The organism is Corynebacterium dentalis (assembly GCF_900232865.1).
Lineage (GTDB): Bacteria > Actinomycetota > Actinomycetes > Mycobacteriales > Mycobacteriaceae > Corynebacterium > Corynebacterium dentalis.
On the sequence record NZ_OCTS01000005.1, the window covers coordinates 167,424 to 183,153 of the forward strand.

13 protein-coding genes are annotated in these 15,730 nt (G+C 59.6%); 4 read left to right on the forward strand and 9 right to left on the reverse strand.

Annotated elements, in window-relative coordinates; genetic code table 11:
• Positions 1–91: 91 nt before the first annotated feature.
• A complete protein-coding gene (gene secG, locus CS919_RS06735; RefSeq protein WP_099298717.1) occupies positions 92–328 on the forward strand; it encodes a preprotein translocase subunit SecG in 237 nt (78 codons plus the stop codon).
• 58 nt (positions 329–386) lie between these two features.
• Here the strand turns inward: secG and pgl are convergent, their stop codons facing one another.
• The 5 genes from pgl to tkt all read right to left on the reverse strand — a co-directional run bounded on the left by pgl (position 387) and on the right by tkt (position 7,242).
• Positions 387–1,175 carry a 6-phosphogluconolactonase gene (gene pgl / locus CS919_RS06740; RefSeq protein ID WP_099298718.1) on the reverse strand — a complete coding sequence of 263 codons (789 nt, stop codon included), beginning with the start codon at positions 1,173–1,175 and terminating at the stop codon, positions 387–389.
• A gap of 58 nt (positions 1,176–1,233) precedes the next feature.
• On the reverse strand, positions 1,234–2,289 hold the full coding sequence (locus tag CS919_RS06745; RefSeq protein ID WP_099298719.1) for a glucose-6-phosphate dehydrogenase assembly protein OpcA: 1,056 nt from the start codon (positions 2,287–2,289) through the stop codon (positions 1,234–1,236).
• Between the two features lie 61 nt (positions 2,290–2,350).
• Entirely contained in the window at positions 2,351–3,895 is a 1,545-nt protein-coding gene (gene zwf, locus CS919_RS06750; RefSeq protein ID WP_099298720.1) for a glucose-6-phosphate dehydrogenase, read from the reverse strand.
• Between the two features lie 13 nt (positions 3,896–3,908).
• Positions 3,909–5,060 (reverse strand): transaldolase, encoded by a 1,152-nt coding sequence (tal, locus tag CS919_RS06755; protein ID WP_099298721.1) that lies wholly within the window; start codon positions 5,058–5,060, stop codon positions 3,909–3,911.
• Positions 5,061–5,157: 97 nt separating this feature from the next.
• Positions 5,158–7,242, reverse strand: a complete 2,085-nt coding sequence (gene tkt / locus CS919_RS06760; protein ID WP_099298722.1) for a transketolase — start codon at positions 7,240–7,242, stop codon at positions 5,158–5,160.
• A gap of 169 nt (positions 7,243–7,411) precedes the next feature.
• On the opposite strand from tkt, the gene CS919_RS06765 reads away from it, so the two are divergent.
• On the forward strand, positions 7,412–8,380 hold the full coding sequence (locus CS919_RS06765) for a heme o synthase (RefSeq protein ID WP_099298723.1): 969 nt from the start codon (positions 7,412–7,414) through the stop codon (positions 8,378–8,380).
• Between the two features lie 120 nt (positions 8,381–8,500).
• Here the strand turns inward: CS919_RS06765 and CS919_RS06770 are convergent, their stop codons facing one another.
• The 4 genes from CS919_RS06770 to mptB form a co-directional block, all read right to left on the reverse strand.
• A complete protein-coding gene (locus CS919_RS06770) occupies positions 8,501–9,574 on the reverse strand; it encodes a COX15/CtaA family protein (RefSeq protein ID WP_099298724.1) in 1,074 nt (357 codons plus the stop codon).
• A 144-nt stretch (positions 9,575–9,718) separates the two neighbouring features.
• Positions 9,719–10,522 carry an ABC transporter permease gene (locus CS919_RS06775; protein WP_099298725.1) on the reverse strand — a complete coding sequence of 268 codons (804 nt, stop codon included), beginning with the start codon at positions 10,520–10,522 and terminating at the stop codon, positions 9,719–9,721.
• Positions 10,522–11,520, reverse strand: coding sequence for an ABC transporter ATP-binding protein (locus tag CS919_RS06780; protein WP_370737754.1), 999 nt, complete (start codon positions 11,518–11,520; stop codon positions 10,522–10,524). The genes CS919_RS06775 and CS919_RS06780 overlap by 1 nt, the downstream gene beginning before the upstream one ends.
• A gap of 6 nt (positions 11,521–11,526) precedes the next feature.
• Positions 11,527–13,275, reverse strand: a complete 1,749-nt coding sequence (gene mptB, locus CS919_RS06785; RefSeq protein ID WP_200818354.1) for a polyprenol phosphomannose-dependent alpha 1,6 mannosyltransferase MptB — start codon at positions 13,273–13,275, stop codon at positions 11,527–11,529.
• A gap of 322 nt (positions 13,276–13,597) precedes the next feature.
• Here mptB and CS919_RS06790 point away from each other — a divergent pair, with 322 nt between their 5' ends.
• Positions 13,598–14,296: a helix-turn-helix transcriptional regulator gene (locus tag CS919_RS06790; protein WP_099298844.1), complete on the forward strand. Its 699-nt coding sequence runs from the start codon at positions 13,598–13,600 to the stop codon at positions 14,294–14,296.
• A gap of 3 nt (positions 14,297–14,299) precedes the next feature.
• Entirely contained in the window at positions 14,300–15,730 is a 1,431-nt protein-coding gene (gene sufB, locus CS919_RS06795) for a Fe-S cluster assembly protein SufB (protein ID WP_099298726.1), read from the forward strand.

The window sequence follows — 15,730 nt, forward strand, 5'->3', positions numbered from 1 at the left end:
CAACGCGCCCGCGTCATTCTTAGCGGCATGGGCGCGTTTGCTGATAACATGAACCAGTTGATAGTCGACGATGTGAAACAAAGGTAGGACATTGATCCTCACACTGCAGATCATTTTGGTGATCACCAGCCTGCTCATGGGATTCTCCGTGCTCTTGCACAAGGGCAAGGGTGGCGGCCTGTCCGCCGTTTTCGGTGGCGGAATGCAATCCAATCTGTCCGGCTCCACGGTGGCTGAGAAGAACCTGGACCGCCTGACCATCGTCGCGGCAGTGTTGTGGTTCCTGTCGATCGTCGGACTGAACTTGGTGCTGAACTTCAACCTTTAATCGGCACCTCAAAAAAGGGGCAGGAAGAAAAATCTTCCTGCCCCTTTTTTGCTGCAATCTAGCTTTCCGGATCCGCAGCCGCGTCCACCCATAGGACAGTCTCTGCTGTTCCGGAAACCATTCCTGCAGGCCACTGGCCACTGGAATCAGCCGCCAGCGCGTGCTCGGCGGCTTCCTTCTTTTCTGCGCCGGCAATCACCAGCCACACCCGCTGAGAGCTATTTACCGCAGGGAGCGCCAAGGTCACTCGGTTTGCGGGCGGCTTCGGGCACTCGCGTACCGCAGCTACTGCAGACTGCGGATCCAGCAACTCCGGAGTGTGGGGGAATAGCGAGTTGACGTGGCCTTCCGGACCCATGCCCAACAGGTGAATATCGAAGCCGTCCGGAGCCTCACGCTCAATCATGTGTGCGTAGGACACGGCCGCTCGGTCCAAGGCATCGCCATCGAAAGCCTCGTCCGCAGCGGGAGCTGCGTAGCTGATGATGTTCGAGCGGGGCATATCCACGTGATCCAGCAGCGCTTGACGCGCCTGCACCTCGTTACGCTCAGCGTCGTCGGCGGCAACAAAGCGCTCGTCACCAAAGAAGATGATGACGCGATCCCAATCGATCGCCGCCACGGGGAAGTCTTCCGCGCTGGCCTTGGCCGCATGGTCAAGCATCAGCAGCTGGCGCAAAGTCCCGATACCCACGGATCCACCAGTGAGTACCAATCGCACCATGCCATCATCTGTGACAGTTCCACCGTTGCGCTGCAGCTCAGAAATAGTGTGGACCAAGCTCCGGGCCACGCCAGTCGCCACGGCATCGTCATCCCGGAAGCGCTTAACAGTCCGCTGGGTCATGACAATCTTCCTTTCCCAAGGCAATTACGGCCACGCCCACAGCCAGTAACTAGTAAAGCTAGCGCATGGACGCCTGGTCGTACGCAGAATCTCCTGCATGTGCCGGGCCATCGAAGTACTCGCTGTTGGCGCGCATAGCCTTACTGTACATACCGCGTCGGTCCGGACGGTTGACTCTCACCAAACCGCGCAAGGCGTGCCCAAACGCGCGATCGGGGTCCAGATGGCGCAGCTCCTCAGCTAGGCAATCACCGGTCACGCGGCGGGACATCGTGACGAAGGACTGCTTGTCCTCGCCGTCTCTACTCACGGTCACAGACACGGTGGTGGCATTGACTTCCTCCACCACGATGGAGCTATCTGTGCGCTGCAGTTCTACCTTGTACACAGACACGCAGTCCCGGGAGGAGTCCGTGTCCCGCACGTGCCTGGTCACGGGGACATCCAGCCGGTCGGCGAGCCACCCTGCGGCAATGTCGATCGAGGGTTCGCCCTCAGGACCGTGGACCTGTGCGCTGAGAATTTCTTCGTGCGGCGGCTGATCCAGCGTGGATGCCAGCAATCCTCGCCAGAGGGTGATCCGGCTCCACACCAAGTCCGAATCGCCCGGCGTGTAGGTCATGCGACGGCGGTAGATGGCATCGGAGTCTGCGTCGAAAAAGGAATCGGTGATACGACGAGTCGCCAGGGCGCCGATCGGGTCGGCCGACGGATTACGTGGCGCATTCGCGGGCCACCACACCACCACGGGAGTATCCGGCAGCAGCAGGGGAGTGACAACGTTGGCGCGTTGGGCGCTGAGCTCGCCGTTGAGGTGCATCACGATGATCTCTGAGGCGCCGGCATCGCCGCCCAGGCGGATCTCTGCATCCAAGCGGGTTTCCTCCACATCGCGGTGGCTGACCAGCACGATCACGCGTGCAGGGTGCTCGCGGGAGGCGTCGTAGGTGGATTCAATGACCCGGTCGAGGTGGGCGGAGTGCCCTTCGGCAGCGTTGACCACCACGATGAACGTCAAGACGCGGCCGGTGGCCACCTCGCCGCGCTCTTCGCGTAGTTCCCGCAGGCGGGTGGTGATGGCGTGGGTCTTGGTGTTGGCCAGATCAATGATCATGAACGTGTGCTCGCTGTCCTTGGGTGATCGGTGCGGTGTGTAGGTGCTTGTGTGTGAACCGTTAAGGTCGACGCCACGTCCGCCCACTACGCTGCAGCATCTCGTCTGCAGAGCGTGGACCCCACGTGCCCGCCGGGTAGTCGTCTGGGCGTCCGTGCAGAGCCCAGTGCTCGAGGATCGGATCGAGAATACGCCAGCACTGTTCCACCTCTTGGTTGGTAGGAAACAGGCTCGCTTCGTCAAGGAGTACATCCAAGATAAGGCGTTCGTAAGCCTCTGGGGATTCCTCTGTGAAGGCCTCGGAGTAGGAGAAGTCCATGTTCACGTCACGGACTTCCATTTCGGACCCAGGCACCTTGGAACCAAAGCGCATCAACACGCCTTCATCCGGCTGTACGCGAATGACCAGCATGTTGTTGCCCTGGGCGGTGGTCTGTCCGGGGCCGAACGGCAGGTGAGGTGCTTCTTTGAATACCAGCGCGATCTCCGTGACACGGCGCCCCAAGCGCTTGCCGGTACGCAGGTAGAAGGGCACGCCACCCCAACGGCGTGAGGAGATCTCGAACGTGGCAGCTGCGTAGGTTTCGGTGGTGGATTCCGGATCGAATCCTTCCTCCTGACGCAGGCCCACCACGTGCTGAGAACCCTGCCAACCGCTGGTGTACTGGCCGCGGGCGGTGGACTTGGAGAAAGGCCCCACGGGGTGGGTCGCTCGGAGCACTTTGAGCTTTTCAGACTGCAGCTCGGTAGGGCTAAACTCCACCGGCTCTTCCATAGCCACCAATGCCAGTAGTTGCAGCAGGTGGTTTTGCATCACGTCGCGTGCGGCGCCAATGCCGTCGTAGTAGCCGGCGCGTCCGCCCAACCCAATGTCTTCTGCCATCGTGATCTGCACGTGGTCGATGTAGTGGCTATTAAACAGCGGATCGAACAACTGGTTGGCAAAGCGCAGCGCCAAGATGTTCTGCACTGTTTCCTTGCCTAGGTAGTGGTCTATGCGGAAAACGCTGGACTCGGGGAATACGCTGTTGACGATTTCGTTGAGCTCGCGGGCGGAGCGTTCGTCGTGCCCGAAGGGCTTTTCGATGACCACGCGGCGCCATCCACCTGATTCGTTGCCATCGGCTAGGCCACTGCGTTCCAACTGGTTACAGACGTTGGTGAAGTGCTCGGGAGGCACAGACAGGTAGTACGCCCAGTTCCCTGCGGTACCACGGGTTTCGTCGATCTCGCGGGTCTTGGCCGCGAGATCATCGAAGGCCTCGTCAGTGACGAAATCGCCCTTGACGAAAAAGATGCCTTCCGCCAGACGCTCCCATACTTCTTCGCGCCAGTGGGTACGAGCGCGCTCCTGGACGGCCGTCTTGACCTGGGCCTCGAACTCTTCCTTGGTCCAATCGCGGCGTCCGTAGCCCACCATGCTGAAGCCAGCGGGGAGCAAACCTCGATTGGCGAGGTCATAGACGGCAGGAAGGAGCTTTTTGCGCGCCAAGTCGCCGGTCACTCCAAAGATCACGAGGCCGGAAGGACCTGCAATGCGGGGGAGACGCTTATCGAATTCGTCACGCAGGGGGTTGTGCCACTGCTCGGGATCCGGAGTTAACATGCCGATAACTATATTACTTATTCAGCTGGAGACTAATCGTCTGCAGCAGCTCGTCCCACGAGTCCACGAACTTTTGCACACCTTCGTCTTCGAGGACTTCCCACACGTCGCACAGATCGATGCCGATCTCATCAAGATCGTGGAAAATCTGCTGGGCACTGTCCACGTTCGGTGCCAGTGCATCGTCGTGGACTTCGCCGTGATCGATGGTCGCATCCAAGGTGTCTTCAGGCATCGTGTTGACAGTGTTGGGTCCGGCCAACTCGGTCACGTACATGGTGTCTGGGTAGTCCGGGTTCTTCACCGAGGTCGACGCCCACAGCGGGCGCTGAATACGTCCTCCCTTGTCTTCAAGCGTCTTCCATTCCGGGTTTTTCACCAGGATGTCTTGGAAAGCTGCATAGGCCATCCGTGCATTGGCGATACCGGCCTTGCCCTTGAGCTGGTTGGCTGCATCGCTGCCAATCGTGTCCAGGCGCTTGTCGATTTCAGAGTCCACGCGGGACACGAAGAAGCTGGCCACGGAGTGGATCTTGGAGATGTCATGTCCATTGCTCTCTGCCAGCTTGATTCCGTCGACGAACGCCTGCATAACTTGGCGGTAACGTGCCACGGAGAAGATCAGAGTGACGTTCACGCTAATTCCGGCACTAAGCACATCGGTGATGGCTGGAAGGCATTCTTCCGAGGCGGGAATCTTCACCATGAGGTTGTCGCGCTCAACCGCTCCGGCAAGGTCCTTGGCCTGGGCAACAGTAGCCTCGCGGTCACCTGCTAGACGTGGATCGACTTCCAATGACACGCGACCGTCCTTGCCCTCGGTGGCGTTGAAGATAGGCGCGAAGACATCACAGGCTGCGCGCACGTCGTCAATGGCCATGGCAAACACTGCGGAACTGGCTGGAACCTTCTGTTCGGACAGTTCACTGATCTGCGCGTCATAGGCAGTGCCTTGGGACATCGCCTTGGCGAAGATCGCTGGGTTGGTAGTCACTCCCACCACGCCCTTGTTCTCAATGACGTCGGCGAGGTTGCCGGACTCAATCCGATTGCGAGACAGGTCATCCAGCCAAACAGACGTTCCCACCTGTTCCAGATCGCTCACCGGCTGGGGAGGGGTGAGGGCTTCGGGCTGCGGAATGCGTGGTGACACTGGAGTATTCATGCTGACCTTTCACGACGGGGGCTAACGTTCGATGGTAATGAAAAACCCTCCGCCTCGACAGGGAGGGGAGGGTTACACAGCGTCAGTCACGCTGCGGTTAGGCCTCGCGGGATTCCCTCGCTGCTGCAACTACAGCGTCTGCGGTGATACCGAACTCCCTGAACAATGTCTGGTAGTCAGCGGAAGCACCGTAATGCTCCAAGGACACGTTCCGGCCCTTGGTGCCGGTGAAGCGGAACCACGGCATGGCGATACCGGCCTCCACGGACACGCGGACAGTGACTTCTGGAGGAAGCACGGAATCGATGTATGCCTGATCCTGCTCGAGGAACCATTCCATACATGGAACGGAGACCACGCGAGTTGGGATGGACTCACCTTCGAGAGTCTCAGCGGCTTCTACGGCCAGCTGCACCTCGGAGCCGGTCGCCAGAAGGATCACCTCCGGCGTGCCGGAGGATGCCTCGCGCAAGATGTAGGCACCGCGTGCCACACCTTCGGCCGCCTTATCCTTGGTTCCCTCCAGCACAGGTACGTTCTGGCGAGTCAACACCAGGGCCTTCGGTGACTCAGGAGCCTTCAGCGCCTGCACCCAACCGGCAGCGGTTTCATTCGCATCCGCCGGACGGATGACGTACAGGTGAGGGATCGCTCGCAGGGCAGCGAGGTGCTCAACAGGCTGGTGGGTCGGGCCATCTTCGCCCAGACCAATCGAGTCGTGGGTCCACACGTGGTAGACGTCGGACTTCATCAACGCGCCCAAACGAACCGCACCGCGGGCGTAATCGGAAAACTGCAGGAACGTCGCGCCGTAGGGGCGTGTTGGTCCGTGCAAGGCGATGCCGTTGAGGATCGCTGCCATCGCGTGCTCGCGAATGCCGAAGTGCAGGTTGCGGCCGCCGGGCTCGGCAGTGAACTTGCGGGTGGTGATGGCCTCAGGGCCGAAGGATGAGGAACCCTTGATGATGGTGTTGGTGGAGCCGGCGAGATCGGCGGAGCCACCCCACAGCTCAGGCATAGCTGCACCCAAGGCCTGCAAGCTGGCCTCGGAGGCCTTCCGGGTGGCGATGGACTCGCCAGCTTCCCACGTAGGAATGTCCGCAGTGAGATCAGCAGGCAGCTCGCGAGCGAAAAGACGATCAAAGAGCTGCTTGTTCTCTGGGTTTGCCTCAGCCCACTTGTCAAACTGCTCATTCCACTCAGCGTGTGCATCAGACCCGCGCTGCTGCAGCTCGCGGGTATGGTTGATGACGTTGTCCTCAACAGGGAATGGCTGGTCTGTGAAGCCCAGCTCCTGCTTGATCTCGCTGATCTCCTCGGCACCCAGCGCCGCTCCGTGGGATGCACCCGTGTTCATGGCGTTCGGTGCAGGGTAGGCGATCACAGAGCGCAGGCGGATGAACGTGGGGCGAGAGGTTTCGGCCTGTGCCTTCTCCACGGCATCGAGAATGCCCTCTACATCCTCGCCGGTCACCTCAAGGGTCTGCCAACCGTACGCCTCGTAGCGCTTCACCACGTCCTCATTAAAGGCGATGGTGGTCTCGTCCTCGATGGAGATGCCGTTGTCATCCCAGAAGACGATGAGGTTGCCCAACTGCTGGGTGCCGGCGATGGAGCTAGCCTCGCCCGTCACACCTTCCTGCATATCGCCATCGGAAGCGATGACGTAGATGTAGTGATCGAAAGGGGACTGACCTTCAGCAGCGTTTGGGTCGAACAGTGCGCGCTCGCGGCGAGAAGCCATCGCCATGCCCACCGCAGAAGCTAGTCCCTGTCCCAGTGGCCCGGTGGTGATCTCCACCCCGTCGGTGTGGTGCACCTCAGGGTGGCCAGGGGTCTTAGAACCCCACGTGCGCAGAGCCTGCAGGTCTTCCACCTCGAGGCCAAAACCACCCAAGTACAGCTGGATGTACTGCGTCAGGGAAGAGTGTCCGGCGGAAAGGACGAAGCGATCGCGTCCCACCCAGTGCGGATCACGTGGGTCGTGGCGCAGAACGCGCTGGTACAAGGTGTAAGCCAAAGGCGCCAGGCTCATTGCGGTGCCTGGGTGGCCGGATCCGCACCGCTCCACGGCATCTGCAGCCAGCACGCGGGTGAGGTCGACAGCACGAGTGTCCGTCTCGGTCCAATCTTCGGGGTAATTGCGTACGGTGAGGGCTGCAAGTTCAGGGGAGAGAGTCACTGAATTCGCCTTTCTGCAGACACAGTCAAGAGTCCGTCAAGTTGTGGAAAACGCTGTTACTCCAACTATTTTAGAGTCTCTTAAGCTTCATCGTGGCCAACGGTGGCCTGTTTCTTGTCTCGCTTGTCCTCGGGTAGCGTAGATAGGACGATTGAGCAGGTTGCGCAAAGTGGAGAAAAGTGAGGCGAGACGCTCGGTGAATAGGTTCGCTGACACAGTCAAGGCATACGTTGCTTTGACGAAACCTAGGGTCATTGAATTGCTCCTAGTCGCGGCAATCCCGACGATGCTTCAGGCCGAACGAGGCGAAGTGAACTTCGGGCTCATCCTGCTCACCCTAGTGGGTGGCTGGATGGGCGCAGCATCCGCAAACACCTTCAACATGGTGGCGGATTATGACATTGACCAGAAGATGCGCCGCACCAGGCGCCGTCCGTTGGCCAAGGAATCCGTGTCCTTACGCAGCGCGACCATCTTTGGCTGGGTGTTGATGATCGCCAGTTTCCTCTGGCTGTGGCTGCTGGCGCATTCCTTGCTCGCAGGCTTTTTCATCCTGTTGACCATCTGGTTCTACGTTTACGTGTACACCAAGTGGCTGAAGCGCCGGACCTGGCAGAACGTTATTTGGGGCGGCGCTGCAGGCTGCATGCCAGTTGCTGTTGGCTGGGCCGTGATCACGGATAACAACGGTGGTGCACTGTCTGCTGGTTGGCATTCCTGGGCACAGGCGCTGATCTTATTCATGATCGTGTTCTTCTGGACTCCGCCGCACACCTGGGCTCTCGGCATGCGTTACCGCGAGGATTACGAGGCCGCGGGCGTACCAATGATGCCCGTCGTCAAGCCACCCCTCGAGGTCACCCGCCAGATCCTGCTTTACACCTGGGCCACAGTGATCACCTCGCTGCTGTTGGTACCCGCCGCCAGCTGGATTTACGCGGCAGCTGCCGTGGCCAGCGGTTTGTGGTTCATCATCATGGCCACGCGCCTGCACAGCGGCGTGACGAAGGGCACCCCGGTCAAGCCGATGCAGTTGTTCTTCCTGTCCAACAACTACTTGTCGGTTCTCTTCGTTGCCCTTTCTGTCGACGCCGTGCTTGGCTGGGACAACTTCTTTACCATCGTTTCTGGTTCTTAATAGCCAAGGAGGGCTGCACAGTGCGGCCCATCACGAAAGCCCCTTCCACCCGGAATATTCTTTGCCCGGGAGAAGGGGCTTCGTAGTTAAGTCACTGGCTAGCGCAGAGTCACTGAGAACCTAGCTGTTGGCGTGATAATCGACGCGATTGAGGAGCTTGGCGTCGGCAAATGGAGAGCCTGTATGCGCCGCATCGCCGCCCAGAAGACGACTACGCTGCGCCCACAACAACCCGGTCACCAAAGTGGTCAGGCCGGAACCGAGGACGTGGACGGGAACCGTCCAGGTGGGCACGCCCAGCCAGTACTGGACGATGCCAATCGCACCCTGCAGCACGATGGCGCCCACGAGCCACACGGCGGTGACCTTGAGGTTGCGCCCCACTTGGAGGGCGAAAAGACCCGCCAGCAGGCCCACAGTGATACCCAAGTAGAGGTACATGCCATGGGCGTGAATGTGCGCAATCTCTATCAGCGGGAACTGAAAACGGTGCTCGGGGAGGATGGCCTCGTCGCCGGCGTGCGGGCCGGCGCCCGTGACCAACGTGCCCGTGATCAGAACCAACGCAAGTGCGACTGCAGAACCGTGAGCCAGTGCGGTTAGAGGGCCAGGCATCAGTGCTACGCGCTCACCGTCATCGGGCTCACCAATGCGAACCACAAGGACAGCCGCGAAGAACACCAACAGCATGGACGGCAGGAAGTGCAGCGCCACGACCCACCACGTCAGGTCCATCCGCACGGAGATGCCACCGATGACCGCCTGAGCGATGATGCCCAAGCCCTGCACAAAGGCCATGTTGAGGATGGAAAGCCTGCGCGCGGCGCGAAGCACCGCGATGAAGGCCACCAGTGCTGCGATGATCAGCACAAAGGTCAGCATTCGGTTGCCGAACTCGATGGCTTGGTGAATCCACGGGGCGGCACCAGCAGTGGGGAACAGGGAGCCCGGGTGGCACTCGGGCCACGTGTTGCACCCCAAGCCAGAGCCCGTCACGCGAACCAGGGAACCGGTGAATGTGATGCCGGTTTGGCAGATCAACAAGATGATGGCCAGGATCCGCTGGGTACGGACCGTCGGAATTTTCACGGGGCGCGGAAACCCAAACGAGTTATCCAGATCGTGGAGCCGAGCATAAAAGCGATCGAGCCCCCGTGCCAGCGGGTTTTCCTGAAGTTGCGCGCGTTCTCGCATAGTTTGAACCACGCTTCCTAGCCTATCGCCGATGCTGGCTGGTACCCAATTCCCCATTCAGGGGAAATCTGGGGAGGTAGCGAATGCGCTAACCCGGCTGGGCTTTTTCGCTATCAGTATGAGCGAGACAAGTGGGCGTGAAGATTAGTCAGTGTCCATGGTGAAGCTGAACAGCTTGAACGTCAGGCCGATTCCCACCACAGACCAGACCAGCAAAATGAGCACGGAAATCACGTCAAAGCGTCCCTCATTGAGCGCTGCGGAGAAGCCATCGGTCAAAGCAACAGACGGAATGATCTTCATCAGTTGGGAAGCGGAATCGCTGAGACCATCAGCCATAGTGGTAAATACAGCCGCGCCAAGGAAGATGAACCAGATGGTGTTCGCCAGCGCCAACACCATCTCAGAGCTCAGTGTTCCGCCCAGCAGCAACCCGAAACTAGTGAATGCTGCCACTCCGCATACGCCCACCACCACGGCAAAAACGATGCCGGTCAGGTCTGGACGCCACCCCAAAAGAGCGGCCACCACACTGAGGATCACCACTTGCACGGAGACCACAACAGCAACCGCGCACACCTTTCCGCCGATCAAGGCCCAGGTAGGGACACCGGAAGCGCCAATGCGCTTCAACGCACCATATCGGCGATCAAAAGCCACAGCGATTGCCTGGCCAGTAAACGAAGCACCCATCAGCGCAATGGCCAGCGTCATCGGATAGACAGCCTGCACGTTGCGATCTTGAATCAAACCCGGCAGCACAGACAGGCCGACGAGCATCACCAAGGGAATCACCAGGGACAGCAATTGCTGCTCGCCGTGACGCAGAAACAAAATGGATTCCATCGTGGCCTGAGCCTGCAGAATTTTGGCGGGCTTGGCAGGCCGCGAATCTGGGGTGAAGGTGCCCGGCTCAAAGCGGCTAGGTACGGATGTGGATTGGCTCATTAGCGGATCTCCCGTCCCGTAATGAAGAGGAAAATATCTTCCAAACTTTGCTTGTTCACATTGAGATCCCGGATCAGCACGTCCTGTTCTGCCACAGCAGCGGCGATTTCTGCCACGCCACGAGGGGTTACCTCCGCCACTTCAATGCGCACGGTAGTGGGGTCCTCCTCCTCCGCAGACACTGCGAAACCAGGAAGGCGTGGCGAGAGCTTGTTCGTCAGCTGTTGAGCATCCACGGGTGAATCCGTCTGCAGAATCACCTGGTGTAATTCCGCGCCGCCTTGTCCAGCACTGCTGGTCAGCTCCGCAGGAGTTCCCTGCGCCACCACGGTTCCGCGATCCACGATGACCACCCGGTCCGCCAGAGCCTCTGCCTCATCCATCAGGTGTGTGGTCAGTACTACGGTCACGCCATCCCTTCGCAGCGAGCGCACCAGATCCCAGACCACCAGTCGCGACTGGGCATCCAGACCTGCCGTGGGTTCGTCGAGGAAAATCAGTTCTGGCCGTCCGACAAGAGCGCAGGCCAGGGAGAGACGTTGTTGTTGGCCGCCGGACAGGCGTCGGTACGGGGTCTTGATGTACGACGCCATGCCCACCGTCTCTAACAGCCAATCCACGTCCAAAGGATTGTCTGAATACGAGGCCACGAGGCGGAGCATCTCTCCGACACGAACTCCCGGGTAGGCTCCGCCACCCTGGAGCATCACGCCAATGCGGCCGCGAACCTCATCAGTGTGAACACAAGGGTCTAAACCGAAAACGCGGACGCTGCCTGCGTCGGGAGATAAGAAACCTTCGCACAATTCCACGGTGGTGGTCTTACCCGCGCCGTTGGGCCCAAGGAGTGCCAAGACCTCGCCGCGATTGACGTGGAGATCCAGGCCATCGACGGCGGTTTCCTCACCAAATCGCTTGACCACGGAATGCAAGCTCAGGACCAGTGCGGAATCCTCCGCGCTGCTTCGCGTGTTCTTGTGGGAGCTGTCATCGGTCACGGTGAATCACCTTACCGCGTTGCCTTTACGACGTTTCAATGCCCGTAGTTGGGTGCCTTCCCAGTATTGTCCTGTTTTCAGCGCAGCAGATAGTTCCGGGTTGGCCCTGCTGATAATCCAGGCTAGGAGAGCGACCGCGGCGAAAATGCCCACGAACATGGCGTAGATATAAAACACGGTTCCCGGTGGCAGGCTCAAACCCTTGGGCAAGATAAAAAAGCTAAACGCCACGGAGTATCCGGAGACCAACCATATAAAGAAATCCCTATTGGCCCAGGCTGCGAGCGGGAAGATCGCCCAAAGCAGGTACCAAGGGTGGACTACGGGGAAGAAGATAACTAGGCAGAACATCGACACGCCGAGCCCGCCCGTGGGGTGAATGCGGCTCTTGAACGTGGCCCACAGCATGCGGCTCACCCACGCCAGGCCCACCACAATGCCCAGCGCTCGGAACACGGACAGGGCAACTGCCTGGTGGTCGCCCAAGCCCAGCAACATGCCGAGTAGCGCCGAGGCCAAGCCAGTGACCGTAGATACGGACATCCACGAAACGATTTCCGCAGCACCACCCTGGGAGAGCACCCATCCGAAACCTACGCCGGTGAGCAAGGACAAAAGCACCGAAACGCTCACGGCAATCAGCGCAGAAAGTACCGCGGCCTTCAGCAGATCGATGATGGTTGCCCCCAACCAGAGGGCGATGGCCACACCGGCGAAGCCTAGGGCGAGGAATGCCGTGACCTTAATGAGCCCCGCACACGTGATGACCGACAGACCTGCCAGGATCAGTATCCACCTGCTCAGGGCGGGGCGGGGCAGCTCATCCACTCCGCGCAGCACAAGTTCCAAGCCGGCGAGCATGAGGCCCAGCATGAGCGCTTCATTATGGATTCCGCCCACGAGGTGCAGGATCGCCAGGGGATTGAGAATGCCCAGCCACATGGCTGTTTGGGGCGCGACGCGGCAGCGCTTAGCCAAGCGCACGAGAGCCCAGCTGGCAAGCGCCAGCCCGAGCACTGCCACGGTTCGGTGAAGCAACACTGCCCAAAGAATCTGGTCCTGAGTAATCCAGGAAATAACCGCGCTGTATCCCATGGCGATCGGACCATAAGGCGAAGGGGAGTGGCTCCACATCAAAGGCACGGAGCGTGCGAGGGGATCTTGTGCACCCAGCAGATCCACGGGACCTGCCGAATAAGGATCCCATCCGCGCGCGCTGATGGAGCCCTGTGCCAGGTAAGAGTAAATATCCTGGGTGAACAGGGGAGCCGTGAAGATCAACGGCAATACCCACAGAGCAAAGGTGCGCCACAGCACTCGCAGCGGAATCAGCTCCGCGGCCCGCGTCGAAGTCTCTACGCAGAACCTGGCGAGAAGTATCCAGGCAATAACCAGCATCGCAATTCCGAAGAACACCAACACGGTGGAGGAGTGCAACATGCGGTTCAGAAACACCACCATGCCGATTTTCCACCCGAGGTTTTCTACGACAGGCCAGGCGCCGGCGCCCCAACCGCCCACGGCAATCATGAGGGAACCGACGGTGCCGAGGATCATGGCGATGCGCAATCGCAGCTGGTGCGTGGAGCCCACCGGCCACGAAGATCCCTGGTACGGAAAAGACGAGCCGCTGGGCCGGTCCTCGTGCAACTGCGCCGAGCGCGAACCTGCTTGACCCACGTGAGGGAGCTGCGATTTCAGTGCGCGCAGCGGATGGATGGAGCGCGCTGCTGCCCGAGACCGATTCGATGCCATGAATGAGGAGTCTACTTCGTGAGAAGACAAAGAGTCCCTAGCGACTTAAACGAGCCCGGCAATCACGGGCGAATTCTTAGGAAAATGCGCCGGAGGGAAAGGCTACCCTTAGTGGACACATGGAATTATTTACGTAACATTCATGTTGTCTAATCATGAGCGGCAACGGTCCCGACAGTGTGGGACTTTCGGGTGAAACCTTAAAAGGTCAACCCCACGAAAGTAGCACAGTGTTTCGAGCGTTCCTTCTCGCCGTCTTGACGAAACAGTAGAGAAACGAGGTGTCAGTCCAGTGAGCGATCACGATACTCGGCACCGCATTATGCTCCACGTTCTTCGCCACGGACCGATTAGTGCCACGGACATTGCCGAGGAATTTGGCCTTACTGCAGCCGGCGTGCGGCGCCATCTCGATAACATCGTGGCTGATGGCCACGCGGAAATCGTGACGGTGTCTCGTTCTGGCCAGCGCGGTCGTCCCGCCAAAATGTTCCGCCTGACCGACGCCGGCCGTAGGCACTTCGGCCATGATTACGACACCCTGGCGCTTTTGGCGCTCCGGGCCCTCAAACAGACCGGTGGAGAAGCTGCGGTAGAAAACTTTGCCGCACAGCGTATCCATCAGTTGCTCGAGGACTTGGACGTTGACCAAGTGCGCCAGCTCGAGACGAACGACAGTGGGGACGCAACGTCTTCCACTGCCACTACGCGAGCTGAATCTTCAGACGAAGAAGACGATGTCGTGGGCAAGGCTCGCGCCATCGCTGACGCACTCACTGACCGTGGCTACGCCGCGACGGTGGATAACTCAGCCGGTGGCGTGCAGATTTGTCGCCATCATTGTCCGATCCAGGATGTCGCGCAAGAGTTCCCTGAACTGTGCGCGGCGGAACACCGGGTGGTTGCGGAACTACTCGGGCAACATACTCAGCCGCTGGCAACTATCGCTGACGGCAACGGTATCTGCACCACCCACATTCCGCTGACAACCATTCACCCTTCCCCGACGAAGGAAAGATAGGAAATGACTCAAGCAGCACAGCAACCGCAGACAGATGAAGAGATCATCAACTCAATCGGAGCCTATGGCTACGGTTGGCACGATTCCGACAGCGCTGGCGCATCCGCACGACGCGGCCTGAACGAGGACGTTGTACGGGATATTTCCGCCAAGAAGAACGAGCCAGAGTGGATGCTCAACCGTCGCCTCAAGGCGCTCGGGATCTTCGACAAGAAGCCAATGCCAACGTGGGGCGCAGACCTCTCCGGTATTGACTTCGACAACATCAAGTACTTCGTGCGCTCCACCGAGCAGCAGGCCGCTTCCTGGGAGGATCTCCCTGAGGAAATCCGAAACACCTACGACAAGCTGGGCATCCCCGAGGCGGAGCGTCAGCGCTTGGTCGCAGGTGTGGCCGCACAGTACGAGTCCGAGGTGGTCTACCACCAGATTCGCGAGGATCTGGAGAGCCAGGGTGTCATCTTCGTGGACACCGATACCGGCTTGCGTGAGTACCCAGAGCTGTTCGAGGAGTACTTCGGCTCGGTCATTCCAGCAGGCGATAACAAGTTCTCCGCACTGAACACCTCTGTGTGGTCCGGTGGCTCCTTCATCTACGTGCCCAAGGGCGTGCACGTAGACATCCCACTGCAGGCTTACTTCCGCATCAACACGGAAAACATGGGTCAGTTTGAGCGCACCCTGATCATCGTCGACGAAGATGCCTACGTGCACTACGTCGAGGGTTGTACCGCACCGATCTACAAGACTGACTCCCTGCACTCCGCAGTGGTGGAGATTGTGGTCAAGAAGGGCGGCCGTTGCCGCTACACGACCATCCAGAACTGGTCTAACAACGTTTACAACCTGGTTACCAAGCGCACCAAGTGTGAAGAAGGCGCCACGATGGAGTGGGTCGATGGCAACATCGGCTCCAAGGTCACCATGAAGTACCCAGCTGTCTGGATGACCGGCCCCTACGCCAAGGGCGAGGTCCTCTCCGTAGCATTCGCTGGCGAGGGACAGTTCCAGGACACCGGCGCCAAGATGGTGCACATGGCTCCGCACACCTCCTCCAACATCGTGTCCAAGTCTGTGGCACGCTCCGGCGGACGCGCTGCATACCGCGGTCTGGTGCAGGTCAACAAGGACGCACACCACTCCGCATCCAACGTGGAATGCGACGCCTTGCTGGTCGATTCCATCTCCCGTTCGGACACATACCCATACAACGACATCCGCAATGACCACGTGACCCTGGGTCACGAGGCCACGGTGTCTCAGGTCTCCGAGGATCAGCTGTTCTACCTCATGTCTCGTGGCATCGAGGAAGACGAGGCCATGGCGATGATCGTGCGTGGATTCGTAGAGCCCATCGCCAAGGAGCTCCCAATGGAGTACGCCCTGGAACTGAACCGACTGATTGAACTGCAGATGGAAGGATCGGTGGGTTAA

What these genes read in the sequence shown, in the direction of transcription:
- zwf (WP_099298720.1), bottom strand. Translation starts at nt 3,895, where the DNA reads ATGTTAACTCCGGATCCCGAGCAGTGGCACAACCCCCTGCGTGACGAA.
- sufB (WP_099298726.1), top strand. Translation starts at nt 14,300, where the DNA reads ATGACTCAAGCAGCACAGCAACCGCAGACAGATGAAGAGATCATCAAC.
- CS919_RS06745 (WP_099298719.1), bottom strand. Translation starts at nt 2,289, where the DNA reads ATGATCATTGATCTGGCCAACACCAAGACCCACGCCATCACCACCCGC.
- CS919_RS06770 (WP_099298724.1), bottom strand. Translation starts at nt 9,574, where the DNA reads ATGCGAGAACGCGCGCAACTTCAGGAAAACCCGCTGGCACGGGGGCTC.
- pgl (WP_099298718.1), bottom strand. Translation starts at nt 1,175, where the DNA reads ATGACCCAGCGGACTGTTAAGCGCTTCCGGGATGACGATGCCGTGGCG.
- mptB (WP_200818354.1), bottom strand. Translation starts at nt 13,275, where the DNA reads ATGGCATCGAATCGGTCTCGGGCAGCAGCGCGCTCCATCCATCCGCTG.
- tal (WP_099298721.1), bottom strand. Translation starts at nt 5,060, where the DNA reads ATGAATACTCCAGTGTCACCACGCATTCCGCAGCCCGAAGCCCTCACC.
- CS919_RS06790 (WP_099298844.1), top strand. Translation starts at nt 13,598, where the DNA reads ATGCTCCACGTTCTTCGCCACGGACCGATTAGTGCCACGGACATTGCC.
- CS919_RS06775 (WP_099298725.1), bottom strand. Translation starts at nt 10,522, where the DNA reads ATGAGCCAATCCACATCCGTACCTAGCCGCTTTGAGCCGGGCACCTTC.